Origin of the sequence: Fibrobacter sp. (assembly GCA_024398965.1) — a bacterium.
In the GTDB taxonomy this organism is placed as follows: domain Bacteria; phylum Fibrobacterota; class Fibrobacteria; order Fibrobacterales; family Fibrobacteraceae; genus Fibrobacter.
In genome coordinates this window covers 37,019-62,705 of record JAKSIF010000011.1, presented here as the reverse complement: position 1 = coordinate 62,705, position 25,687 = coordinate 37,019, and the positions used below count along the sequence as shown (strand labels likewise).

At 52.5% G+C, this 25,687-nt stretch carries 21 protein-coding genes; 20 read left to right on the top strand and 1 reads right to left on the bottom strand.

From position 1 onward, the window contains the following. Positions 1–64 precede the first annotated feature (64 nt). On the bottom strand, positions 65–1,756 hold the full coding sequence (locus MJZ26_06605; GenBank protein ID MCQ2105445.1) for a bifunctional diguanylate cyclase/phosphodiesterase: 1,692 nt from the start codon (positions 1,754–1,756) through the stop codon (positions 65–67). A gap of 308 nt (positions 1,757–2,064) precedes the next feature. Between MJZ26_06605 and nuoB the strand changes: the two genes are divergently transcribed. The 20 genes from nuoB (at position 2,065) to MJZ26_06505 (ending at position 25,599) form a co-directional block, all read left to right on the top strand. Beyond that, positions 2,065–2,700 carry an NADH-quinone oxidoreductase subunit NuoB gene (nuoB, locus tag MJZ26_06600; GenBank protein MCQ2105444.1) on the top strand — a complete coding sequence of 212 codons (636 nt, stop codon included), beginning with the start codon at positions 2,065–2,067 and terminating at the stop codon, positions 2,698–2,700. Positions 2,701–2,703: 3 nt separating this feature from the next. Beyond that, positions 2,704–3,306, top strand: coding sequence for an NADH-quinone oxidoreductase subunit C (locus MJZ26_06595; protein ID MCQ2105443.1), 603 nt, complete (start codon positions 2,704–2,706; stop codon positions 3,304–3,306). Next, on the top strand, positions 3,303–4,496 hold the full coding sequence (locus MJZ26_06590) for an NADH-quinone oxidoreductase subunit D (protein ID MCQ2105442.1): 1,194 nt from the start codon (positions 3,303–3,305) through the stop codon (positions 4,494–4,496). The genes MJZ26_06595 and MJZ26_06590 overlap by 4 nt, the downstream gene beginning before the upstream one ends. After that, entirely contained in the window at positions 4,493–5,557 is a 1,065-nt protein-coding gene (locus tag MJZ26_06585; protein MCQ2105441.1) for an NAD(P)H-dependent oxidoreductase subunit E, read from the top strand. The genes MJZ26_06590 and MJZ26_06585 overlap by 4 nt, the downstream gene beginning before the upstream one ends. Positions 5,558–5,559: 2 nt before the next feature. Next, positions 5,560–6,867: an NADH-quinone oxidoreductase subunit NuoF gene (nuoF, locus tag MJZ26_06580; protein MCQ2105440.1), complete on the top strand. Its 1,308-nt coding sequence runs from the start codon at positions 5,560–5,562 to the stop codon at positions 6,865–6,867. A 5-nt stretch (positions 6,868–6,872) separates the two neighbouring features. Beyond that, positions 6,873–8,483: a 2Fe-2S iron-sulfur cluster-binding protein gene (locus MJZ26_06575; GenBank protein MCQ2105439.1), complete on the top strand. Its 1,611-nt coding sequence runs from the start codon at positions 6,873–6,875 to the stop codon at positions 8,481–8,483. Further along, the gene (locus MJZ26_06570) at positions 8,483–9,838 is read left to right on the top strand and encodes an NADH-quinone oxidoreductase subunit H (GenBank protein ID MCQ2105438.1); all 1,356 of its coding nucleotides are present in this window, start codon (positions 8,483–8,485) and stop codon (positions 9,836–9,838) included. The genes MJZ26_06575 and MJZ26_06570 overlap by 1 nt, the downstream gene beginning before the upstream one ends. Continuing rightward, entirely contained in the window at positions 9,838–10,407 is a 570-nt protein-coding gene (locus MJZ26_06565; protein ID MCQ2105437.1) for an NADH-quinone oxidoreductase subunit I, read from the top strand. Before MJZ26_06570 ends, MJZ26_06565 begins: the two co-directional genes overlap by 1 nt. Then, positions 10,407–10,934: an NADH-quinone oxidoreductase subunit J gene (locus MJZ26_06560; GenBank protein ID MCQ2105436.1), complete on the top strand. Its 528-nt coding sequence runs from the start codon at positions 10,407–10,409 to the stop codon at positions 10,932–10,934. The genes MJZ26_06565 and MJZ26_06560 overlap by 1 nt, the downstream gene beginning before the upstream one ends. Further along, entirely contained in the window at positions 10,934–11,248 is a 315-nt protein-coding gene (nuoK, locus tag MJZ26_06555) for an NADH-quinone oxidoreductase subunit NuoK (GenBank protein MCQ2105435.1), read from the top strand. Before MJZ26_06560 ends, nuoK begins: the two co-directional genes overlap by 1 nt. 3 nt (positions 11,249–11,251) lie before the next feature. Beyond that, complete coding sequence (gene nuoL / locus MJZ26_06550) at positions 11,252–13,192, top strand: NADH-quinone oxidoreductase subunit L (protein MCQ2105434.1); 1,941 nt, start codon at positions 11,252–11,254, stop codon at positions 13,190–13,192. After that, positions 13,192–14,916 (top strand): NADH-quinone oxidoreductase subunit M, encoded by a 1,725-nt coding sequence (locus tag MJZ26_06545; protein MCQ2105433.1) that lies wholly within the window; start codon positions 13,192–13,194, stop codon positions 14,914–14,916. The genes nuoL and MJZ26_06545 overlap by 1 nt, the downstream gene beginning before the upstream one ends. Before the next feature lie 2 nt (positions 14,917–14,918). After that, complete coding sequence (locus MJZ26_06540) at positions 14,919–16,391, top strand: NADH-quinone oxidoreductase subunit N (GenBank protein ID MCQ2105432.1); 1,473 nt, start codon at positions 14,919–14,921, stop codon at positions 16,389–16,391. A 79-nt stretch (positions 16,392–16,470) separates the two neighbouring features. After that, the gene (locus MJZ26_06535) at positions 16,471–17,625 is read left to right on the top strand and encodes a hypothetical protein (GenBank protein MCQ2105431.1); all 1,155 of its coding nucleotides are present in this window, start codon (positions 16,471–16,473) and stop codon (positions 17,623–17,625) included. A gap of 41 nt (positions 17,626–17,666) precedes the next feature. Then, positions 17,667–18,143 carry a 2-C-methyl-D-erythritol 2,4-cyclodiphosphate synthase gene (ispF, locus tag MJZ26_06530; protein ID MCQ2105430.1) on the top strand — a complete coding sequence of 159 codons (477 nt, stop codon included), beginning with the start codon at positions 17,667–17,669 and terminating at the stop codon, positions 18,141–18,143. Between the two features lie 388 nt (positions 18,144–18,531). After that, positions 18,532–20,250: a Na/Pi cotransporter family protein gene (locus tag MJZ26_06525; protein ID MCQ2105429.1), complete on the top strand. Its 1,719-nt coding sequence runs from the start codon at positions 18,532–18,534 to the stop codon at positions 20,248–20,250. Positions 20,251–20,264: 14 nt separating this feature from the next. Next, a complete protein-coding gene (rfbA, locus tag MJZ26_06520) occupies positions 20,265–21,152 on the top strand; it encodes a glucose-1-phosphate thymidylyltransferase RfbA (GenBank protein MCQ2105428.1) in 888 nt (295 codons plus the stop codon). An 8-nt stretch (positions 21,153–21,160) separates the two neighbouring features. Beyond that, on the top strand, positions 21,161–22,297 hold the full coding sequence (locus MJZ26_06515) for a dTDP-glucose 4,6-dehydratase (protein MCQ2105427.1): 1,137 nt from the start codon (positions 21,161–21,163) through the stop codon (positions 22,295–22,297). Between the two features lie 2 nt (positions 22,298–22,299). Continuing rightward, positions 22,300–22,863, top strand: coding sequence for a dTDP-4-dehydrorhamnose 3,5-epimerase (gene rfbC / locus MJZ26_06510; GenBank protein MCQ2105426.1), 564 nt, complete (start codon positions 22,300–22,302; stop codon positions 22,861–22,863). A gap of 336 nt (positions 22,864–23,199) precedes the next feature. Continuing rightward, a complete protein-coding gene (locus MJZ26_06505) occupies positions 23,200–25,599 on the top strand; it encodes an RNA-binding transcriptional accessory protein (GenBank protein ID MCQ2105425.1) in 2,400 nt (799 codons plus the stop codon). Positions 25,600–25,687: the final 88 nt, after the last annotated feature.

Genomic DNA, 25,687 nt, shown 5'->3' with positions numbered 1-25,687 from the left:
AAAGAAACGTTCCCCAATCCGGGGAACGATTTCCGCGATAGTCTTTTTCAGAAAACGGAATGAATTAGTATACGTGTTCCCCTGTAAGGCGCTTTTTGAAGTCCTTGTTGGTAAGGGGCTTGTCGAACAAGAATCCTTGAACGTTTGTGCAGTTAATACCCTTGAGGAATTCGGCCTGTACTTCGCTTTCAACACCTTCGGCAATGACTTCCTTGTTCATTTCTCGGGCCATGTTCACGACGTTCTTGACCACCACCTCGTCTTGGGATTTATCCTTTCCGATATTGTCCAGCAGTGACTTGTCCAGCTTGATCACGTTGACGTTGAAATTCTTCAGGACGTTCAAGGTGGAGTAGCCGGTTCCGAAATCGTCGATGGATACGCTGATGTTGTTCTTGCGCATGGTATCCACGAAGTTCTGCATGGCGACAGAGTCGTCGTAGTCGGAGACCTCGGTTAGTTCAATCTCGATATACTGACTCTTGACGTTATGCTTTGCCATGGTAGACAGAATTCTGTCGGCAAAATCCGGCCTAGAAAGATGGTTCTTGGAGAAATTGACCGACGTACGAACCGGGTCGATTCCTTCGGAGATCCATTGCTGGATGTCGCAGCATACTTGTTCGAAAACGTAGAAGTCCAGGTTGCAGATGGTGCCTTCTCGTTCCAGGATGGGAATGAAGTCCATGGGAGGCACGATGGTCTTGTGCCTGAGCCAGCGTACAAGAGCCTCGGATCCGCAGAGTTCCTTGGTTACCAGGTTTACCTTAGGCTGGTAGTAAACGATGAATTCCTTTTCACGAATGGCGTTGTGGAATTCTGTGGAAATTTCTCTCTGGTGGATAGCCTTTATCAGCATATCGCTGGTAAAGTATGCTATGTCGTCCCTGTGTAGGGACTTGGCTACGTTCAGGGCGATGGAGGAATTGTGCATCAATTCGTCGATGCTGTCGCCTTCGGCAACGTTGTATACGCCCATGCGAGCCTGGATTCTGAAGGACAGAGGCTTGGGACCAAGGCTGAGGTTTACGGACAGGTTGGAGAACTTGTCGATAAAATCCTTGGAGTTTTCCTTGTTTACGAGAACAAAGAAGTTGTCCCCGCCCAGACGGCCGATGCATTCATCTTCCTTCAGCTGGGCCCTTGCCATATTCACGTATATCTTGAGTGCGGTATCACCGACCTGGGAGCCCATGGACTTGTTGATATACTTGAAATTCTTGAGGTTGATAAACAGGCCTACGTAATTGTTGCGCTTCTTTTGGGAAAGGAGCGTGTTTGCGAACTGTATAAATCCTGATTGGTTCGGTGCTCCGGTCATCAGGTCTGTGGTGGATGCCTTCTGCACCATGCCGATAAGGCGTGCGCGACCACCCAAGGTGAAGCAGTCCATTCCAATCAGCTTGATGGCCTTGACCTCGTCTTCGGTAAAGGTATGGCCCGACACTGGGTGTGCAATAAATGTAAAGAAGCCCTTTTCGCCGGTGGGAGTAACCTGGACGAAATCCGATTTTACGGGAATCTGGGGGAGCTTATTCTTGTCGTGGAACAGGGTCATGGTGCCATTCTCGCCGTTGGGGGCGAGGGGAGTGGCGGGAGCCATGAGCCCGCAACCGATAAAACCTGCGTTTAATTTTCTAGCGATGGTCTCGATGGATTCGGAAACCGCACGGAAGAGCTCCATGGAGGAGTCTGACCTGTTAAGCAGTTTCTCTCTAAAGAGACTATAATCATCGCTGCATAGTATATAATCCATGCTTCCTCAGTGGGCCAGAGCATGCCCTAGCCAAAAACCAAAACAAAACCGGGCCAAATGTAAAAAAAGTTTACATGGTTTTCAAGTTCTGAAAACACAAAATCGTCAGTAAAATATGACAAAATCTTGAAAATCATCTATCTTGTTGACTGATAAGCAGATAGGAGACTTCTGAACGCTTTGTTATTAGCTTTAACTAACTTTTGGCGAAAAACGGCCTATTCTTGGTTGATGGATTTCCTTTTACAAATACTGTCGAATCTCTCAAAATTCTATCTTTGCCCCCGTAATTTTGTGAGGTAACCCCTATGAAAAATGAGGCAGAAAAGCCTAATTTCATTACGAGCTCCCTTGACTTCATCGTCAATTGGGGCCGTACGAACTCCCTGTGGCCGTTCCCCTATGGTACGGCTTGTTGTGCAATCGAATTCATGAGTACCGAAGTGGGTCGTTACGACCTTTCCCGTATCGGTTCTGAATACGTGCGCTTTACCCCGCGTCAGTCCGACGTCCTGCTGGTGTCTGGTACCATTACCTACAAGCAGGCTCCGATTCTGCAGCGCATGTACGAGCAGATGGCCGAACCCAAGTGGGTTATCGCCATGGGTGCTTGTGCTAGCTCTGGCGGCTTCTATGACTGCTACTGCACCGTGCCGGGTATTGACCATATTATCCCTGTTGATGTTTATATCGGTGGTTGCCCCAGCCGTCCGGAAGCTTTCTTCGATGCCATGTTCGACCTGCAGAAGAAGATCAAGGACGAATCCTTCATGAAGATGCGTACCGAACGCGTCAAGGAACAGTGGGAACTGATCAAGGCCAAGACTGCCGAAGCCAAGGCTTGCGCTACTGAAATGGCCAAGACCAAGATTTCTGACGTTAAGGAATTCGTTGCTGAAAAGCAGCAGGACCTTATGAAGAAAGTCCAGATTTGGAAGGAGTAATAGATGGAAAATATTGCAGAAAACATCGTCTCCCTCCTGGAAGAGAAGTTCGGCGCCAAGCGTGAACCTCTTGCCAAGTGGGACGCCTGCGTTGTTGTTTCCAAGGAAAACATCCACGCCGCTGTAGAGTTCCTCAAGAACGAATACGCCTTTGACATGCTCTTGGATGAAGCTGGTATCGACTACCTGACTTACCCCAATCACGAGGGTCCTCGCTTCGCAGTCTCCTATGCTTTGAAGAGCACTGCCAATGCCGGTCGTCGCTTCCGTCTTAAGGTGCTGGTCAGCGAAGCCGACCTCAAGGTTCCCACTATTACTGATTTGTATGCAAGTGCTGACTGGCTGGAACGCGAAGTCTTCGACCAGTTCGGTATTGAATTTGTTGGTCATCCGGACCTGCGCCGCATCTTGAACCACTGTGAATTTGTTGGTCATCCGCTGCGCAAGGACTACCCGGCCCAGAAGCGCCAGTGGCTCTCCACCAGCGATTACCTGGTTCCGGAACTGGAAAAGCGTCTCGAAGCCAAGGGCTACAAGATTGTCCAGCGTTCCGAAGAGATTGACCCTGTTGATGAAGAATTTCTTGAAGGGAGTATCAAAGGATGATCGTATTAGATCCTAATGGCGAAAAGCTGAGCCTGATGGCCCTGAACGTGGGCCCGACCCATCCGGCAACTCACCACTGCGTGCGCTTGCTGACTGCTCTTGATGGCGAAACCATCGTGGCCGGTGTTCATGAAATCGGCTTCATGCATCGTGGTTTCGAAAAGATGGTTGAACGCGGTACCTGGCAGCAGGCTCTTCCGTATACCGACCGTCTTAACTACTGCTCCGCAATGATGAACAACATTGCTTTCTGCCGCGCTGTAGAAAACATGTTCGGCATCGAGATCCCGGAACGCAACAAGGTCATCCGCGTTATCGTGAATGAACTTTCCCGCATCAACGACCACTTTATTTGCGTCGCTGCTGCTCTCCAGGACTTGGGCGGTACCACTCCCTTTATGTACGCCTTCAATCCGCGTGAAGAAATCATGCTGATTTGGGAAAAGCTGACTGGTGCACGTCTTACCAACAGCTATGCCCGTATCGGTGGCCTCTATCGCGACACTTACAACGGCTTCGAAGAAGAAGTTCTCGCCGCTTGTAATTCTGTTGAAAAGGCTCTGAAGGACCTGCATGCCTGTATCGACCGTAACCGTATCTTCCTTGATCGTACCGTTGGTATCGGTAAGATTTCCAAGGAACGTGCAATCAGCTACGGCTGGACTGGTCCTTGCCTCCGTGCAACTGGCGTTGCAAACGACCTCCGTAAGGATGAACCTTACTACGATTATGAAACTTACGACTGGGAAGTTGTGGTGGGCACCCAGGGTGACGCCAACGACCGTCTGCAGGTACGCCTTGCCGAAATCGAAGAATCTGTAAAGATTGTTCGTCAGGCTATCAAGCGTCTTGCTCCGGGCCCCATCGATATCGTGGATCCTCGCATCCGCGTGCCGTCTCACAAGATGGCATACCAGGATATGGAAGGCCTTATCGGCCGCTTCAAGAGCGTCTACGAAGGTATCCGCGTTCCTGAGGGCGAATACTACTGCGGTTCCGAATGCGCTAACGGCGAACTTGGCTTTACCATCGTCGCCGACGGTTCCGGTCATCCGTACCGTATCAAGGTTCGTTCCCCCAGCTTTGCTCACGTGTCCGCATTTAACGAACTGGTGGAAGGCCTTACCTTGGCCGACTCCATGGCCACCTTGCCTGGCCTCAACATGATTGCAGGAGAACTTGACCGATGAGAGAACATATCCAAGGCGCAGTTCACTTTGTCGCCAACAATAACCTGAAGTTCGACCGTCCCCAGCAGCCCATTGGTGCCACTGCAGATCCGGCCGAAACTTTTGGTCACGTTCATCCGGCTCAGCCGCAGCCCAATCCCAAGGAAGTGCTTGACAAGCTGTCCACTCCCGAAATCAAGGAACGTTGCGCTGACTTGCTGAGCCGCTACCCCGAAGGCCAGGGCGCACTCCTCGAAGTGCTTTGGCTTGTGCAGGGTGTATTCGGCTGGGTTCCCACCGAAGGCATCCGCTGGGCAGCAAACGTTTGCGGTTGCGCTCCTGCTCACGCTATGGGCGTCGCTACTTTCTATACCATGTATAACCACGCTCCCAAGGGCAAGTTCATGTTGCAGTTCTGCCGCAACATCAGCTGCGCCATCAAGGGCGCACAGCCCCTCATCAAGTATGTGGAAAACAAGCTGGGCATCAAGTCTGGCGAAACCACTCCCGATGGCATGTTCACCATTCTTCAGGTCGAATGCCTCGGTTCTTGCGGCAACGGTCCCATGATGCTGGTGAACGACGACTTCGCAACAGACGTTGTCGACGGTCAGCTCAAGATGAAGCGTGGCACTACTCTTACCGAAGCTTCCATCGATCGCATTATCGACTGGTGCAAGGCTCACGCAAACAACGTCCCCAAGCACGATGTTCTTGGTGGTACCGTGAAGGGTCACTGCGGTCACCCGGGCGCTCCTGGCGCAACTGCCAAGCCTCAGGTTGCCGACTACGCTCCTCCTTCTCCGGTTCTTTGCGTCAAGGCTGAAGCTGACGAAACCGGCGCAACCCTCACTTGGAAGGGCGCTCCGGAATTCACCAAGATCGTTGTTGAAAAGAAGTCTGGCAATGATTGGGTCGCCGTTGGCGAACCCGGCGTTAAGGACAAGGCATTCGTAGATGCTGCAGGCAAGGTCGGCGATGAATATCGCATGATCGCTACCTCCGGCGAACGCGTGGCCAAGCCTTCCGCTGTTGCTGTTACCACTCAAAAGCCGGCTCCGGTTGAAGAGAAGAAGGTATAATTATGGCAGAATGCGTAAAAGTTTGTACTGAAAACTTCGGCAAGGGCGCCCAGGACATTGAAGTCTACAAGAAGCTGGGCGGCTACGAAAACATTTCCGAACGCCTGTTCAACATGAGCCAGTTCGAGCTCATCGACTACGTGCAGCGCTCTAACCTGCGTGGCCGTGGCGGTGCTGGCTTCCCCACCGGTATGAAGTGGAGCTTCGTGCCTCGTGGAACTGGCAAGCCCGTGTACATCGTGGTGAACGCTGACGAAGGTGAAGGCGGTACCTTCAAGGACCACTTCCTCATGCTGGAAGATCCCCACCGCTTGATCGAAGGCCTCATCATCGCCGCTTGGGCTCTGGGTTCCCGCGCAGCATACATCTACTGCCGTGGCGAATTCCTCCCTTGCATTGAGTCCCTCAACAAGGCTCTGAACCAGGCATATGCAGCCGGCTACCTTGGCGAAAATATCTGCGGAACCAAGTTCTGCTTCGATATCTTCGTGCACCGTGGCGCTGGCGCCTACATTTGCGGTGAAGAAACCGCTCTCATTAACTCTCTCGAAGGCCAGAAGGGTCAGCCCCGCCTTAAGCCGCCTTTCCCGGCAGTTAGCGGTGCATGGAAGTCTCCTACTTGCGTGAACAACGTGGAAACTATCATGGCTCTCCCCTGGATCCTGAAGCACGATCCTAGCGAATACGCTAAGATGGGTACTCCCCGTGCAGGCGGTACCAAGGTGTTCTGCATTTCCGGCGACGTGAAGAACCCGGGCGTGTACGAAGCTCCTCTCGGTACTCCCATGATGACCATGATCAACGAATACGCCGGTGGCGTTGTGGGCGGCAAGCTGAAGGCTGTGCTCCCCGGTGGTTCCTCTTGCGCACCTCTTACCGCAGAAGAAGCAGCCGTTGCCACCATGGACTACGAATGCCTGGCCTCCATGAAGACCATGTTCGGTTCCGGTGCAATGATCGTCATCAACGACACCCACAACATGGTGGACCTGCTGAACGTGCTTGGTAACTTCTACAGCCACGAATCTTGCGGCCAGTGCACTCCCTGCCGCGAAGGTACCGGTCTTCTGCACCGTATCCTCAACCTCATCGTCGATGGCAAGGGCCACGATGGCGACGTTGAACTGATGCAGAGCCTTACTGGTGGCTTTGGTGGCGTGACCATCTGCCCGCTGTCCGTCTCCCTGGGCGGTCCTGTTGCTTCCTACAGCACCAAGTTCCGCGCCGACTTTGACGAATACATCGCAAAGAATCCGGATCACGCAAAGCCCCGTGTACAAGAAACTTATCGTCCTGGAATCTTCTGGTAATCATTATGAGTAACTTCTATAACATGCCGAAACTTCCGACCGAAAACAGCCCGAAGGTGGAAATCTTCGTGGATGATAAGGCCGTCATGGTTCCCGGCGATACAAACCTCCTCGAAGCCCTCAAGGCTGTCGGGATTGAAACTCCTCACGTCTGTTACCATCCGTATCTTCCGGTTTCCGGTAACTGCCGTCAGTGCCTGGTCGAACAGGAAGGCCCCCGCGGCCGTATGCTGGTGATCGCCTGCTATACTCCTGTTGCCCCTGGCATGAAGATCTATACTCCTGCATCCTCTGCTCGCGTAAAGAACGCCCGCAAGGCTACCCAGGAATTCATGCTGGTGAATCATCCGCTGGATTGCCCCATCTGCGACAAGGCTGGCGAATGCACCCTGCAGGAAAACTACATGGAAGCTGGCCAGAACGAAGGCCGCATGCGTCCGGAATACGGTAAGAACTACCATGGTAATCCGGCTCACCAGTTCATTGACAACAAGGGTCAGGTTCGCGGTGGTAAGCATGTGGACATCGGCCCCCGCATTTGGCTCGACGAAGAACGTTGCGTTCAGTGCGATCGCTGCGTACGCTTTATGCGCACCATCGCTAAAGACGAACAGCTCCAGCTGGCTGGCCGTGCCGACCACACCTACATCTCTACTTTCCCTGGCGAAAAGCTGGACCACGAATACGACCTCTGCGTCACCGACGTGTGCCCCACTGGCGCCATGACTGCTAAGTACTTCCGTTTCCAGAAGCGCGTATGGCTCTTGAGCCACACCCCGACCATCTCCATGGATGACTCCCTGGGTGCAAACATCTGGCTGGATCACGCCGATGGCAAGATCTACCGTATGATGCCGCGTTGCAATCCGGAAGTGAACCGTAGCTGGCTTTCCAATACTAGCCGTCTCGCTTTCCAGACCTTCGGTGAAAATCGTCTCCCGGCAATGGGTCTGAACGTCATTAAGGAATCCCTCGCTTCTGCATCCGGCAAGATTGCCTTGGTTGCTGGCGGCGAATGCACCATCGAAGACTTGGCTGCACTCCGCATGTTGAAGGAATCCCTTGGCGACAAGGCTCAGGTATTTGGCGGCACTCTCAAGCCGAAGGCCGAACCCGATGGCATTGCAAAGAGCGGCGACCCCATGGCAAACCGCGCTGGCTTCAAGCTGCTTGGTCTCCCGGATGACAATCTGAATGAACTCGTGCAGAATGCAAGTCAGTTCTCTGTCCTCGTGACTGTGAACAACGACCTCTTCGGCGAAGGCAATGGCTCTGTGGACGCTCTTTCCAAGATCCCCACCCGCATTGCTCTTTCCGCTTTCAATAACGACACCGCTGGCGAAGCTACTCTCGCTTACGGTATCAAGCACTGGAGTGAAGTCCAGGGCTCCATGGTCAACTGCCTGGGTATCCTCCAGAAGTTGAACGCAGCTCCGACCTGCCCCAGCGCTGAACTCCGCCCGGCCTACGAAGTTCTTTCTGAACTCGCCGGAACGCCTTTCACCTGCGCAATGGACGCCTTCAAGAAGGCTGCCGAATACGCACCGGCATTGGCTGGCCTTGCATACGACACCATCAAGAGCACTGGTCTGCATCTTGAAGGAGGTAACGCATAATGGATATCATCGAATCCAAATCCTGGGTTGAATGGCTGATCACGATTGCGAAGTTCGCCTTCTGCTTCGTGCCGGTCCTTTACATCCTCCTGTTGATTCCCATGGAACGCCGCGGCGCCGGCTTCATGCAGGACCGTCAGGGCCCGAACCGTTCTTACATCAAGATCCCGTATTTCGGTCGTATCCGTTTGCTGGGTTATGTACAGAACATGTGCGATGGTGCCAAGCTGTTCTTCAAGGAAATGTTCGCTCCCAAGGGCGCAAGCAAGTTCCTTTATTACGTGGCTCCCGCAATTCCGTTCGCCATCGTGTTCCTTTCCCCGTGTGTCATTCCGTGGTTTGGTCCTCTGGCATTTGAATGGGGTGGCAAGGCCGTGAACATCTCCGGTTCCATTCTGGATTCCGAAGTGGGTATCCTGCTTCTCTTCGGTTTCTCCTCCCTGTCTGCCTACGGTGCAGTCCTCGCTGGTTGGGCTTCCAAGTCCAAGTACAGCTACCTGGGCTCTCTCCGTACCACAGCAATGACCATCAGCTACGAAGTCTGCCAGGGTCTTTCCATGATGGGCCTTCTGGTGCTCGCAGGCTCCTTCAGCCTCACCGACATCGTGAGCTGGCAGGAACACCACGTCTGGGGTATCGTTGCCCAGCCGGTGGCATTCTTCTGCTTCCTCATTGCAACTATCGCAGAAACTGGTCGTGCACCGTTTGACGTTGCCGAAGGCGAACCGGAACTGGTTGCTGGTTACCATACCGAATATGGTGCTATGCAGTTCGGTCTCTTCTACATGGGTGAATACTCCCACATCTGCATTAGCTCCCTCCTGGTGGCAACCCTCTTCCTGGGTGGCTACTCTGTTCCGTTCGTTACCACCGAGACCATGCAGGCTCACATGGGCGGCTCTCTGGCCATCCTCTGCTGGGTGCTTGCATTCTTCGCTCTCGCCTTCCTCCACATGATTTACCGCTACTCCAGAAAGCTCGCCGCTTCCAAGCAGAGCAACAAGATGGTTATCCTTCAGGAATACAAGCTGTACAAGCTGGTTGCCTGGGTTGCCGCTCTCGTGTTCATCGCTGCTGGCGTTTGCTCCTGGATGTTCTACAGCCCGGCACAGTCCGTCATCGACGGCCAGTTGGTCAATACCTTGGGTGCTGCCCTCGGTACTGCAGCCATCCACCTGCTGGTGCTTGTGATTAAGAGCGTGTTCTTCTGCTGGGTATGGATTTGGGTCCGCTGGACTCTTCCGCGCTTCCGTTATGACCACGTGATGCACCTGGGCTGGAAGATTATCCTTAACATCGCTATCCTGAACCTCATTGTGACCGCCGTTGTCGCAAAGCTTTTGGGAGGTAACTAATGGCTCGCGTTATTAAACAGAAACCCATGACTTGGGTAGAACGCCTCTACATTTACGAATGTTTCCGTGGCTTGTTCACTACCCTTAAGCATGCTGCCCGCGGCTTGTTCCGTTACGAAGAGCTGCCCACCATTTCCTATCCGGAAGGCCAGCCCGAAGTTCGCAACACCTACCGTGCCAAGCATCGTTTGATGCTTCGCCCCGATGGTACTCCCCGTTGCGTGGCTTGCGGCATGTGCGCTGCAGCTTGCCCTGCACACTGTATTTTCATCGAAGCAACTCAGTCCGATGATCCTCGTATCGAAAAGCGCGTCATGCGCTTTGACATCGACCACCTGGTCTGCGTGTTCTGCGGCCTTTGCGCAGAAGCCTGCCCGGTAGATGCTCTCCGCATGGATACCAAGCAGATTGTCTTCGAACATCGTAAGCGCGAAGATTTCGTGGCTCATCTCGAAGATCTCACCAACTGGGATCCCAAGGACTACCCCGAAGATGCTCAGAGCCAGATGGCTCCGGGCGGTACCAAGAATGCCGAAGCCCGCAAGGTCTGGGGCATGGAGGTTAAGTAATGCTCGCATTGATTTACTTCATCATCCTGGGAGTTATCGCCGTGGGTTCCGCTCTCTGCGTTCTCCTTTCCAAGCACCCTCTTTACGGTGCCCTTTCCCTGATTCTTTCCATGCTGTCTCTTGCAGGCATCTATGGCCTTCTGGGTAGCCCCTTCATTGGTGTTGTTCAGATCATGGTTTATGCCGGTGCAATCATCATGCTACTCACTTTCGTGATCATGGTGCTCAATGCAGGCAAGGACAACAAGACTCCCATGTTCGACAAGGTTTCCCTGTTCGTGGTTCCGGCGGTGTTCGTGCTGACCGGCCTCGTGGGTTTCGTTCTGATCCGCTCTGGTATCGCCTTTGACGCTACCACTGTTCGCGGCTCCGTGAAGCTCACCTCCGAAACTCTGTTCAACGTGGCTCAGACTGGTCCGGGTTACTTCATTCTGTTCGAAGTTATCGGCCTTCTTCTGCTGTCTGCAATGGCTTCCGCCGTTCTCATGGCCAAGAAGCGTCTCGGTACCGACGAGGAGGCTAAATAATGGAACTCCAAGCTATTTACGTTCAGATCCTGGCTCTGGTGATTTTCGCCATCGGCTTGATCGTGGCAATTTCTCGCCGCAACATCTTCTTTGTGCTCATGGGCGTTGAACTGGCCCTGAACGCAGTGAACCTGGCTTTCGTAGGCTTTGCAAAGACTCTGCCTGCTGCAGCCAGTGTTACTGGTCAGATCGTTCCGCTGTTCACTATCGCAGTCGCTGCAGCAGAAGCTTGCGTCGGCCTCGCCATGGTGATCATGATTTTCCGTAACCGTGAAAGCGTTGACGCTGACACATACACAAACTTGAAGGGGTAAGACATGACAAATTTACCGCTTTGGTTCATTCCTCTGTTCCCGCTTATCGGAACTATCCTGCTCGGCACTATCGCCGTTGCATCTTCCGGTAGCAAGAAGGGCCCGTCCGAAGGCTTCGTTGGCGCTCTGGCTGTGATGTTCCCGGTTCTTGCCTTTGCAAGTGTCGTGCTCCTCTCCGTCGGCATGCCCCAGGAAGGCATTCGCTCCACCCTTTGCAACTGGATCGATATTCCCATGTTCAAGGTGGACATCGGCTTCCTGTTCGATGGTCTTACCCGCATCATGCTCCTGTTCATCACAGGTATCGGTTCCCTGATTGCGCTGTACTCCATTGGTTACATGCACGGTGACCGCGGCTTTGCCCGCTTCTTCGCCTACATCAACCTGTTCATGTTCAGCATGATCACCCTGGTTCTTTCCGACAGCTTGCTCCTGACCTTCCTCGGTTGGGAAGGTGTGGGTCTCTGCTCCTACCTGCTCATCGGTTTCTGGAACCACGACGTCAACAACTGCAAGGCTGCAAATAAGGCCTTCATTGTGAACCGCGTGGGTGACATCGGCTTCCTCCTTGGCATGCTGGTGCTCGTTACCCTGGGTGGCTCTAACATTCTTAACTACGACGCTCTCCGTGGCTTCATGCAGATGATCCTCGGTGCAGGCCAGGCCGAAATCGTTCTTCCGATTCTGAGCCTTGCCGGTATCCTGTTCTTCATCGGCTGCACCGGTAAGTCTGCTCAGATTCCTCTTCTGACCTGGTTGCCCGATGCAATGGCTGGTCCGACCCCGGTTTCTGCACTTATCCATGCTGCAACCATGGTGACCTCTGGCGTCTACCTGCTTGCTCGTCTTTCTACCATGTTCGCCGCTCTCCCGGTTGTCCTTGACATCATTACCGTGGTGGGTATGCTCACTGCCTTCTGGGCAGCTGTGGCTGGCCTCTTCCAGAACGACATCAAGAAGGTTCTTGCTTACTCTACCATTTCTCAGTTGGGCTATATGTTCATGGCCGCTGGCGTTGCCGCCTTCGATGCCTCCATCTTCCACGTGTTTACCCACGCCTTCTTCAAGGCCGCCCTCTTCCTGGGTGCAGGTGCAGTGATTCACTCCCTGGCTGGTGAACAGGATATGCGCAAGATGGGCGGTCTTCTCAAGAAGACTCCGGTTACCGCATGCGTCATGATCTTTGCCTTCCTTGCTATTATTGGTGTCCCGGGTTTTGCAGGTTTCTGGTCTAAGGACCTGATTCTCGAAAAGCTCTATGTGAGCGGCCCCATGGGTCCCTTCTTCTATGGTGTAGGCCTCCTGACCGCTGTGATTACCGCAGTCTACATGAGCCGCCTCATCATCATGACCTTCTTTGGAAAGTATCGTGGTTCCGAAGAAAGCGAACACCATATTCACGAAGCTCCGGCCTGCATGCTCTTCCCCATGGTGGTGCTTGCAGTTGGCGCAATCTTCTCCGGTTACTTCTGGGCCGAATCCCTGGGTATCACTACCTTCGAACAGGCTCTCGAACCGGTTGTGGGTGCTGCACAGGCTTCTGTGCTCCACAGCGCAGCTCACGTGAACCCCATGGTCTTTGCCGGTCTTGGCACTGCCGCAGCTGTTCTCGGTATCATCATCGCCTTCGCAGTCTTTGGCAAGCGCATTCCGGCTGCTACCAATAGCACTCGTCCCGAAGGCTACAAGGCTACTTGGACCTTCCTGTTCGATATCATCCACGGTTGGTTCATTACCCTTACAAACATTGTTGCCTGGATTGTTGAAAATATCGTGGACAACCTGGTTCAGTTTGTCCAGTGGTTGGTTGCAAGTATCGCCTCTATCCTGGGCGATGGCGCTGCCGCATTCCAGGTCCGCAAGGTCCGCCTGCAGATTGCTCTTAGCCTCGCAGGTGTGGTAGCCCTTGTGCTTGTTGTTCTTCTGACTGGAGGTTTGATCTAATGCTTCTGCATCTCCTCGTCTTAGCACCGTTCGTTGCCGCTATCCTCATGGTGGCAACTTCCAAGGAAGATCCCAAGTCCGCTTCTCGACTGGCCTTCCTCTTCGGCCTTGCCTTCCTTGGCATGTCCGTTGCTCTTATCGCCGGCGGCAACCAGGCTACCGAACCTATGGAATGGTTCAAGGTTCCTGGTGCAAAGGGTCCGGTTTACTACTATCTCTATAGCCATGGTCTTGGAGCCTGGATGGTTCTCCTCTCTACCGGTCTTTCTCTGGTAGCCTTGATTACCGCCCGTAACACCACCTGCAAGAACTACCGCAACTTCGCTATCGGTATTTTCGCCTTGATGGGTGCCATGAACGGTACCTTCCTGGCTGCCGATGCTGTGCTGTTCTTCTTCTTCTTCGAAGCCATGGTGATTCCCGCTGCCGTGCTGATTGCCGGTTTTGGCGGCAAGGAAAAGTCCAAGGCCGCAATGACCTTTGCCATCTACACCCTGGTGGGCTCCGCTCCCATGATGGTGGCTCTTTGGTACATGCTGACCAAGGCTGACAACTCCTTGCTCCTTTCCATGGCCGTTGCTCTCCAGAGCATGGATCCCGCTGCCCAGAAGGCCGTTCTCGTTAGCTTCCTCCTGGCATTCATGGTAAAAACTCCGATCTTCCCGTTCCACGGCTGGCAGGCAATTTCTTACTCCGAAGCTCCCGCTCCTCTCTCTGCAATCCTTACCGGTGCAATGAGTAAGGCTGGTGTGTTCGGCTTTATCGCCTGGGTTCTCCCGATTTTCCCGCTCTCCATGGATATCGTTGGTACCATGATGTGGCTGGGTCTCGTGACTGCTGTTTACGGCGCTCTCATGGCTCTCCGTGCTAAGGATGCCAAGAAGCTTTTGGCCTTCAGCTCCATGGGTCACCTTGGTCTCGCTGTGGCTGGCGTGTTCAGCCTCTCCGAAGCAATGCTTCCCGCTGTTCTCGTGCTCCTGGTTGCTCACGGTATTTCCGCTGGCGCCCAGTTCTTGCTCATGGGTATCGGCGAACGCATGACCGGCACTCGCGACCTCGAAAAGCTTGGTGGCCTTGCCCGTGTTACTCCGGTGTTCGGCTCCCTGTTCGGCTTCATGGCCGTACTTGCTCTTGCCATTCCGGGTACTGCAGGCTTCGTTGGTGAATTCACCGTTCTTATGTCTCTCTGGGACATGGGTCCGCTGCCCGCTCTGGTTGCTGGTCTTTGCATCATCCTGTCTGCCGCCTACATGCTCCGCTTTGTTCAGAAGGTTATCTTCGGTGAACAGAAGTGCGAAGTTACCGGCACCCGCATGACTGCCCTGGAAGGTTCCTCCATCGGCATCATGGGCGTTCTGCTCCTGGTGTTCGGTATGCATCCGGCATTCATCACCAATGCTCTCCACTTGTTCGATGAACAGGCTATCGAAAGCATGGCCAAGATGAGCCCCACTGCAAACGCCAGCATGGAAGCAGCCAAGGCTTCCGCTGCCGCTCAGGAAGCTGCTGCTCAGGCTCCTGCCGCAGCCGACGAAACTGAAGAAAACATTGCCGAAGTTGCCCAGCCCATGTCTGAAGAAGACTTCAAGCAGCTGGACGAAAACCTGAAGGCAAACGGCTTTAGCGATGAGGAACGCGCAAACCTGATCGCTCAGCTCAAGGCTATGGAAACTGCCGATGCTGAAGCCGCTCCTGAGGCTGCCGCTCAAGAAGGAGGTAACTAACAATGGCTAATATCATCAATCTCTTGCCGGTCATTCTGGTTGCCGCAGGCGCTCTCGTCTGCCTGGCTGCAGAACCCTTTGTCAAGGACGATAACAAGCAGAAGGTGCTTCCCTGGGTTGCAACCCTGTTCCTCGCCCTTGCCGCTGGTGCCTACACTCTGGTAGGTTCCGATACATTCTTTAACCTGTATGCCATGGATCCTGTCCGCCGCCTGCTCGGTGCCGCAGTCGTCCTTTGCGGCTTCCTCGGTGTTGCCGGCATGCAGTGGACCTTGGGTCACGAAAAGTTCAAGGGTGGCGAAGCCTACGGCCTTATGCTGTTGGCAACCGTCGGTGCCTTGCTCATGACTCAGGCTATCGACTTCCTGGCCTTGTTCCTGGGTATGGAACTAGCTAGCTTCCCGATCTACGCTCTGGTTGGTCTCCGCCGCAAGAACGAAAACGCAAGCGAAGGTGCCTTCAAGTACTTCGTTTCCGGTTCCATCTTCAGCGCAATCTTCCTCTACGGCGTGGCTCTGGTCTACGGCGCAACTGGTACCACCCACTTCTTCGGAACCATCCTTCCGGGTCGTGAAGCCCTGTTCGTGCTGGGTTCCTTCCTTGCTGTCATTGGCCTGCTCTTTAAGGCTGGTGCCGCTCCGGTCCACTTCTGGGTGGCCGATGTCTACACCGGTGCCTCTGTGGCTGTGACCGGCTTTATGGCCGCTGTTGTCAAGGTTGGCGCTCTTGCCGCTCTCGCTTCCGTGTGGCTTGGCATCTTGGTTACCAAGGCTGGCACCGCTGCCGCCTGGAACCTTGCTGAACCGGTGACCATTGGTTCCCAGTCCAAGGCCCTGTACCTTGTGGTGGTGATCGTTGCCGTGCTCTCCATTACCTACGGTGCATTCGGTGGCCTGGCACAGAAGTCTATCCGCCGCATCTTGGCTTACTCCGCCGTGATGAACGCTGGCTTTATCGTAATCGGCCTGTTGCTTCCCAACTACGCCGCTAACGGTACCGTCCAGATGGGTGCCATGTTCTACTTCCTGGTGACTTACGCCATCGGTTCCGCAGGCGCTCTCGCAGGCGTTGCTTACCTGGCTGGTCGCGACGACCGCAACGAAACTTTGGAAGCTATCCAGGGTCGTGGCCGCAAGCGTCCCTTCGTGGCACTGGGTGTTACCGTCTGCTTGGCAAGTCTCGCTGGCCTTCCGCCTGCAGCAGGTTTCCTGGCCAAGTTCAGCCTGTTCTCTCAGGCATGGGCTGGTGACCTCGGCTGGCTCGCAGCATTCGCCTTTGCACTTTCTCTGGTGGCTGCTGTGTTCTACCTGCGCATCGCCTACGCCCTGTTCATGCCGCTGCCGGCTGATGCAGAATGCAAGTGCGTTTGCTCCAAGAGCGCTCCCTTCAGCTATCTGCTGAAGTTCGGTGTTGCCGTTGCAGCAATCATCCTGCTGGTTCTTGGCGTTCTGCCCAAGTTCGCCCTGATTGTGTAATCGGCAGAAACCAGAATATTCGGTTTCTAGAATAAGAAAAGCTCCGGATTTTTCCAGAGTTTTTCTTATTTTGTATGTTATGAATTTGTTGAAAATGTTTTTGCTGCTGGGCGTTGTTTTTCTCCTTTCAAGTTGTTCAGAAGAAAATGTCACTTCCTTGGAAGATGCTTTGCCAGAGAAAATCGTCGTGGATTATCATGAAAAGGACACCGTGTATTTTCATGAAAAGGATACTGTGTATTATCACGAAAGGGATACCGTATACTATCATGAAAGAGATACCATATATCATCTAGAAAAAGATTCATTGACGATAGATTCCATCTTGGCATTCCATGATTCTGTATCACTGCGGGATGCTTTTATAATTGATTCTATCCAAACTTATTATGACTCCATTTCACAGGCTGATTCCTGCATAATAGATTCCATAAAAGAGTACGCAAAGCAAAATGATTTGACAAAGGATTCCCTGTTGGATGTTTTGTCTAATGCGCAGAAATCAATAGACTCTCTCATAGCTGTTGAAACGGAGTATCAGCAGATCCGGGATATGTTTTCTTGGATGGATTCCCTTCCTGCGTTGAATGTTTTGGAACGGCACAAGGTTGCATGCTTGGGGAATAGCATAACCATCCATGAACCATTTAATGATATTGGTTGGAATTCAATGCAGGGAATGGCCGCGTCTAAGTTGGAACTTGACTATGTTCATCAGATGGATTATCTGCTGAAAAAGTACAATACCTCTTCGGAGGCGATTGCTGTGACTATAAAAAATTGGGAAAAGGATTTTTCTATTAGTCTAGATTCTGTTGTAGAAGACAAACTTGAAGGCGTTGATGTGATTGTTGTTCGCGTCGGAGAAAATATGCCTGAGGATGAGGATAGCCTTGTCTTAGAAGCCGGATTTGATTCCTTATTCGCATATTGTAAGCGCCATGCAGATTACGTAATCACCTCAGGGCTGTATTGGACTAATGCAAAGAAGGAATCTGCTTGTATTAGGGCCGCAAGAAGACATGGCATTAAGTACGTGGATATTAGCTGGATTTATCCAATGTATGGGAATCTGGTGATGCCCCAGGTAGGAGATACATTGTATGATGAAAATGGAATTCCCTATGAAGTAGAATCCGATTTTATTCGGAAACACCCCAATGACTTTGGAATGCGATTGATTGCCGATGAAATTTTTAAGAGAATGGTGGAACCGGCACAAATTGCTGAGTAGAAAAGTTATATTGCAGAAAAAAGAGGTTTACTATGGATAAGATTTATCGTTCTGGTATAGGTTTTGACGTACACAAGTTGGTTGAAGGCCGCAAGTGCATTATCGGCGGCGTGGATATTCCCTACGAAAAGGGCCTGCTGGGCCACAGTGACGCCGACGTGCTGCTCCATGCCATTAGCGACGCCCTGCTGGGTGCCGCCGGCCTGGGCGACATCGGGACCTACTTCCCGGATACGGACCCGGCTTTCAAGGGGGCCGACAGCCTGGAACTCCTGCGCAAGGTAGGGGAGGAAGTGGCAAAGGCCGGCTACGAAATCATCAACATCGATGCCATCGTCATGTGCGAACGCCCCAAGGTGAATCCCCACAAGGATCAGATGAAGGCTAACATCGCCCGCGTCCTTGGCCTTGATGTAAAGCAGATCGGCATCAAGGGCACCACCACCGAAAAGCTGGGCTTTACCGGACGCGGCGAAGGCATTGCCTCCCAAGCAGTGGCCATGGTCCGAAGCAAGTAGGCGTTTCAGAATCCAAGAGGTCGTATAAGACCTTCGATATTCCCGACCGGGCACGGCCGGGATTTTTTGATCTAAAGAAAACTACCCGCTAGGCGGGTCACTTTTGTTTCTCATTCTTTACTTCCCCCTTTACGGAGTTTTTACCCAATTTCTATATGGCGCTTTTCAAGCGCATATAGTGCGGCTCAAAAATACAAGAGCAAGCTCTTGTGCTTTATTCGCCTTTTTCTATATTTGGCGGTACATTGATCGATTAACAACTACGCCGTGAGCTCGGACTAGCTGAAAAGCAGTGATGATGATCCGATAGCGGCGCAAACGCTGGCCGACGCGACAACTCTCCAATTCATAAGATGTCGCGCATGTTTTGCCAGAAAAAGGAAATACTATGCCCGCTGTGGACATGAAACTTGCTGTGCTCACCCTTCTTGGGTGTCTTGCACTTTTGATGTTTGGTATGAAGACCATGTCCGAAGGTCTTCAAAAACTTACCGGTAACGGCCTTCGCGTAATGCTTGGTACCATGACTAAACACCGCGTAATGGGTGTGGCCACCGGTACGGCTGTTACTGCGACCATCCAGTCTTCTACTGCAACTACCGTGCTCACCGTGAGCTTCGTTAATGCTGGCCTGCTTACTTTGAAGCAGGCTATTTCTGTTATTATGGGTGCCAACATCGGTACCACCATATCCGGTTGGATTATGGTGTTGGGTTTCAAGTTCGACATGCTCTACCTGGTGTACCCTTGCTTTGTACTGGGTATCATCATGAGCTACTCCAAGAAGAACGGTACCAAGAGCTTCAGTGAATTTCTGTTCGGCTTGGCATTCATGCTGTTCGCTATTACTACGCTGCGAACCACCGGTGCTTCCATGCACTTGGGTGATATCCCTGCGGTGCAGAACTTTGTGCAGGCCTGCGGTCAGTGGGGCTTTGGCAGCACTTTACTGTTCCTCTTGATTGGCGGCATCATGACCATGTGCGTGCAGTCCTCTGCTGCGGTCATGGCTATTACCTTGATTCTTTGTTCCAGCGGCGCCCTTGAAATCTACCAGGGCATTGCCCTTGTGATGGGCGAGAACATCGGTACCACTGTTACCAGTAACGTGGTGGCACTCAGTGCTTCTACCCAGGCACGCCGTGCAGCTCTGGCTCACCTGCTGTTCAACATGTTCGGTGTGGTGTGGGTCCTTTGTGTGTTCCATCCCTTTATCAATATGGTCTGCAGCCTGGTGGGCTTTGACCCCGCCCTTAAGCCTTCCACTCCCGAAGATGTCAAGGCTGCCCAGGATGGCGTTACCTACGCTGTGGCCGGCTTCCATACCATGTTCAATGTCTGCAACGTGCTGATTCTCATCTGGTTCATCAAGCCCATGGAGACCTTGATTTGCAAGATTATCAAGGACAAGGCCGACGATGACGAATTCCGTTTGAAGTTCATTAGTGGCGGTATTCTTAGTACTGCAGAACTTTCCCTTTTTGAAGCTCGCAAAGAAATCATTCTTTTTGGTGAACGTTGCAAGAAGATGTTCAACATGGTGCCTGATCTTTTGACGACCAAGGATGAAGATGAATTCAATAAGATCTTCAGTCGTATCGAAAAGTACGAAGGCATCAGCGATAACATGGAAGTGGAAATCGCAAAGTACCTGAACCAGGTCAGCGAAGGACGTCTTTCTAACGAAAGTAAGATCCAGATCCAGTCTATGCTTCGTGAAATTTCTGAAATGGAAAGTATCGGCGATGCCTGCTACAACATGGCCCGCGCCATCAATCACAAGTTCCGCAGCAAGGATGACTTTACCGAGGAACAGTACAAGCACATCAACCACATGGTGGAACTGTGCAATACGGCCCTTGACTACATGATCGATGTAGAAGAAGGCAAACCCGGTGCAGACTATAACCGTTCTCGCAATATCGAAAACGAAATTAACAACTACCGTAAGAGCCTCAAGGAACGTAACGTTGCAGACATCAACGACAAGAAGTACGACTACCAGATGTCTGTGCATTACATGGATGTGGTGAATGCTTGCGAACACTTGGGCGACTACGTCATTAACGTGGTTGAAGCTCACGTGAACAAGAAGTTGACTACGTAATTAAGGAGCAGAAAGTGAAAGGTATCGTACTTGCCGGTGGTTCTGGCACCCGCCTTTATCCGTTGACCATGGTTACCAGTAAGCAGCTTCTGCCTGTTTACGACAAGCCTATGATCTACTACCCGCTGAGCACCTTGATGCTGGCTGGTATCCGCGACATCTTGATTATCTCCACACCCACGGATTTGCCCAACTTTGAACGCTTGCTGGGTGATGGTTCCGCTATGGGCCTGAACCTTAGCTACAAGGTGCAGCCTAGCCCCGATGGCTTGGCACAGGCTTTCATTCTGGGCGAGGAATTCATCGGTGACGATTGCTGCGCCATGGTTCTTGGCGACAACATTTTCTATGGCAACGGTTTTAGCCCTCTGCTTAAGGCAGCCGTCAAGAATGCCGAAGAAAATGGAAGAGCCAGTGTGTTTGGCTATTATGTAGAAGATCCGGAACGTTTTGGCGTTGTGGAATTCGATAATGCTGGCAAGGTGATTTCTGTGGAAGAAAAGCCTAAGGAACCCAAGAGCAACTACGCCATTACCGGCCTCTATTTTTACGACAATCGCGTTTGCAAGTTTGCCAAGGAACAGAAGCCTAGCGCCCGCGGCGAACTCGAAATTACCGACCTGAACAAGACCTATCTGGACATGGGCGAACTTGATGTGAAGTTGCTGGGTCGCGGTTTTGCCTGGCTCGACACCGGTACCATGGACAGTCTGATTGAAGCGGGTGAGTTCGTGAAGATGGTGGAGAATCGTCAGGGTATCCAGATTTCCGCTGTTGAAGAAATCGCCTTTATCAACGGCTGGATCAGCAAGGAAAAACTTTTGGAAAGTGCCGCCAAGTATGGCAAGAGCCCTTACGGTCAGCACCTGCGCAAGGTCGCCGAAGGAAAGATTAGGTACTAGGAGTCTTTATGAAGAATATCGTCATTACTGGTGGTGCAGGCTTTATCGGAAGCCACGTTGTGCGCCTGTTCGTGAACAAGTATCCTGAATACAACATCATCAACCTGGACAAGCTGACCTACGCTGGCAACTTGGCCAACCTCAAGGATATCGAGGGCAAGCCCAACTACAAGTTCGTGAAGATGGACATCTGCGACTTCGACGCTTTCTACAAGCTGATGCAGGACGAAAAGATCGATGGTATCATCCATCTGGCTGCCGAAAGCCATGTGGACCGTTCCATCAAGGATCCGTTCACCTTCGCCCGTACCAACGTCATGGGCACTCTGGCTCTGCTTCAAGCCGCAAAACTCTACTGGGAATCTTTGCCCGAAAAGTACGAAGGCAAGCGCTTTTACCATATTTCTACCGACGAAGTTTATGGCGCATTGAAGATGAACCATCCCGAAGGCATCGAGCCGCCGTTTACGACGACCGCTTCCAGCTCCGAGCATCACCTGGCTTATGGCGACGACTTCTTCTACGAGACTACTAAGTACACTCCGCATAGCCCGTACTCTGCTTCCAAGGCTGGCTCCGACCATTTCGTTCGCGCCTTCCATGATACTTACGGCATGCCGACGATTGTGACCAACTGCAGTAACAATTACGGCCCGTACCAGTTCCCGGAAAAGTTGATCCCGCTGTTCATCAACAACATCCGTCACAAGAAGCCGCTGCCGGTTTACGGCAAGGGCGAGAACGTTCGTGACTGGCTCTTCGTCGAAGATCACGCCCGCGCTATCGATGTCATTTTCCACAACGGAAAGATTGCCGAAACCTACAACATCGGCGGCTTCAACGAATGGAAGAACATCGACATCATCAAGGTGGTGATCAAGACTGTAGATAAGCTTCTTGGCCGCGCCGAGGGCGAAGACCTTGACCTGATCACCTACGTCACCGACCGCCTGGGCCACGACGCCCGCTACGCCATCGACAGCACCAAGCTGCAGAAGGAACTTGGCTGGGAACCGTCTTTGCAATTCGAAGAAGGTATCGAGAAGACCGTCAAGTGGTACCTGGACAATCAGGAATGGCTGGACAACATCACCAGCGGCGATTACGAAAAGTACTACGAGAACATGTATAAGGGTAAGGTGTAGTCATGGGTAAGTTCAATTTTATCAAGACATCCATCGAAGGTGTAACCATCGTGGAGCCCACCGTTTACGGTGACCATCGTGGCTACTTCATGGAAACCTACAACAAGGCCGAATTCGATGCTGCAGGCCTCGACATGGTCTTTGTTCAGGATAATGAATCCAAGTCCAAGAAGGGCGTTCTCCGCGGTCTTCATTTCCAGAAGAAGAATCCCCAGGGCAAGCTGGTGCGCGTGTTGGAAGGCGAAGTCTACGACGTAGCCGTTGACCTGCGCAAGGGTAGCCCCACCTTCGGTAAGTACGAGGGCGTTGTGCTCTCTGCTGAAAACAAGCGCCAGTTCTACATTCCCGAAGGCTTTGCACACGGCTTCGTTGTTCTCAGCGAAACGGCAACCTTCGTCTACAAGTGCACTCGTCTGTACGACCCCACAGATGAAGGCGGCCTGTTCTGGAACGACCCGGCAATCGGCATTGAATGGCCTGTGGGTAATGGCTTTGAGCCCCTCCTCAGCGAAAAGGACACCAAGAATCCTCTCTTGAAGGATCTTGGATTTGCCTTTGAACTATAGTCTTGCATCAAGGGCGCCGAGTTATAATTTTCCCAGAAAATGCGATTTCGTGCTTAATCCGTTGACTGTCAAATAGTTAACGGGTTTTGCCTTTTTGGGGGTTGTGTGCCGGGCTAAAAAGTTCATTTTGAAGCCTTAATTTTGACACTTTAGTGACATCTTATTTTGTTATATTCCCTCAGTACCCACCCTTGGGTGGGGTGCGCTCGGTGGCATTTTTGCCGGCTGTAGCGTGTGTTGTCAATCAGGGCCGCAACCTTGTTGTAGGACCCTAAAACTTGAAAACCGGGCCTGCCTATAGGCTTGTTCGGTGAAACAAAAATTGGAATTAGAATTATGGACTTTTCTGCAATTATTGCCGAAGAACTGAATCTTGAAGTATGGCGTGTTAGCAAGGCGCTGGAATTGATGGACCAGGGTGGTACCATCCCCTTTATCGCTCGTTACCGTAAGGACCAGACCGGCACTCTTAATGAAATTGAACTTCGCGATATCAGTCATCGCCGCGACTACCTGCAGGAACTGGTAGACCGTAAGGAAACCATCCTCAAGAGCATCGAGGAACAGGGCAAGCTTACCCCCGAGCTGAAGGCTCAAATCGAAGCCTGTAAGGATAAGACCCTGCTTGAAGATATTTACGCTCCCTACAAGCCCAAGAAGCGCACTCGCGCAACCATTGCCAAGGAACTTGGTCTTGAACCCTTGGCTCGTCTTATGTGGGCTCAGGAAGAAACCGGAAACACAGCAGAACAGATTGCTCTTATTTACCTGTCCGAAGAAAAGGGCCTGGCCGATCCCAAGGCTGCACTTAAGGGCGCTTGCGATATCCTGGCCGAAGAAGTGGCCGACAATACCGAATTCCGTCAGTACCTCCGCGCCCAGGTCGAAAAGCAGGGCGTTATGATTTCCAAGGTCCGCAAGGAATTTGAAAAGCAGGAAACCAAGTTCAAGGATTACTACGACTTCAGCGAACCGGTGGGCAAGATTCCCAGCCATCGTATGCTGGCTCTCCGCCGTGGCGAAAAGGAAAAGGTCCTTCGCTTGTCGATTGAGGTCCCCGCAGAACAGCTGGTGGGTTACCTCAAGGCTCAGGTCATCAAGGGCCAGACTACTTGGACTCCTTATCTTGAAGCCATGTGCCAGGACGCTTGGGATCGCCTGCTTGCTCCCAGCATGGAAAGCGAAGTCCGTTTGATTTTGAAGGATGCTGCCGAAGAAGAAGCCTTCAAGGTGTTCAGCAAGAACCTTCAGGATGTCTTGCTGGCTGCACCTGCAGGCCACAAGGCTGTGCTTGCTCTTGACCCGGGTTTCCGTACTGGTTGTAAGGTTGCTGTGCTTGATGAAAACGGCAAGTTTATGGACCACGGCATTATCAAGCCCCATGAACCCTGGAACGACAAGGCTGCTTCTGCAGTCTACCTCATGGGTCTTATCGACAAGTATAAGATTGACCTCATTGCAATCGGTAATGGTACCGCTAGCCGCGAAACCGACGCCTTCTGCTCCGAGATGGCTGCCAAGTTCAAGGGTAAGGTTCCGCCCCGCGTTATCGTTTCCGAAGCAGGCGCATCTGTTTACAGCGCAAGCATGATTGCCATCCAGGAATTCCCGAAAGAAGATGTTACCACCCGTGGAGCAATTTCCATCGGCCGTCGTCTCCAGGACCCGCTGGCAGAACTTGTGAAGGTTGACCCCCAGTCCATTGGCGTGGGCCAGTACCAGCACGATGTGAACCAGCGTGAACTGAAGAAGCGTCTGGACGAAGTGGTGGAAAGTTGCGTGAACAAGGTGGGCGTGGATGTGAATAGCGCTTCTGCTCCGTTGCTGTCCCATGTGGCTGGCCTCAGCAACACTCTGTCCGAAGCTATTGTCAAGTACCGCGAAGAAAATGGCGCCTACGGTAGCCGCGAAGACTTGAAGAAGGTGAAGGGCTTCGGCCCCAAGGCCTTTGAACAGGCCGCAGGCTTTATGCGCATTCCGGGTGCAGAAAATCCGCTGGATGATTCCGCAGTCCATCCCGAAAACTATGCTCTCGTCGAAAAGATGGCCGAGAAGGTTGGCGTACCTGTAAAGGAAATGGTGGGCAATGCATCTGCAGTCCAGGGCATCAAGCTTGATGAATTCCTGAGCGAGGAAGTGGGTAAGGAAACTCTGCAGGATATTCTCCGCGAATTGCAGAAGCCTAGCCGCGACCCCCGTAAGGAATTCCGTTACGCAAAGTTTGACGACAAGATCCAGACCATCAACGACCTCATTACCGGTAGCTGGATGGAAGGTGTGGTTACCAATGTGGCTAACTTCGGTGCTTTCGTCGATATCGGCGTTCATCAGGATGGCCTTGTTCATGTGTCTGAAATCAGCGACAAGTTCGTGGAAGACGCAAAGACTGTTCTTACCGTGGGCGATATCGTGAAGGTTCGCGTTGTTGCCGTTGACGTGGGCCAGAAGCGCATTAGCCTTTCCATGAAGACGGAACAGGTGGATGGTGTTGCTGGCGCAGGTGCTAACGGTCCTCGTGGTCAGCGTGCCGGTGGCCCCCGCGGTCAGGGTAATCGTGGCTTCGGCGGCCGTAACGACCAACCGAATCGCGGTGCTATCCAGGGTCATGCGACCATCGCCGACCTGAAGGCAAAGATTGCAGGCAAGGGCGCACCTAGCCAGCAGCAGAAGCCTGCCGCAGCTCAGCCGGCCAAGATGAACGCCCTTCTTAAGGGCCTGGCCAAGAAGATGCGCTAATTCCTGACGCAATCCTACGGTGGCCTGCGCAAAAATTCCTTACGAAACAGACCTCTAAGGTAATGAAAAGTCCCTGGCAACAAGCCAG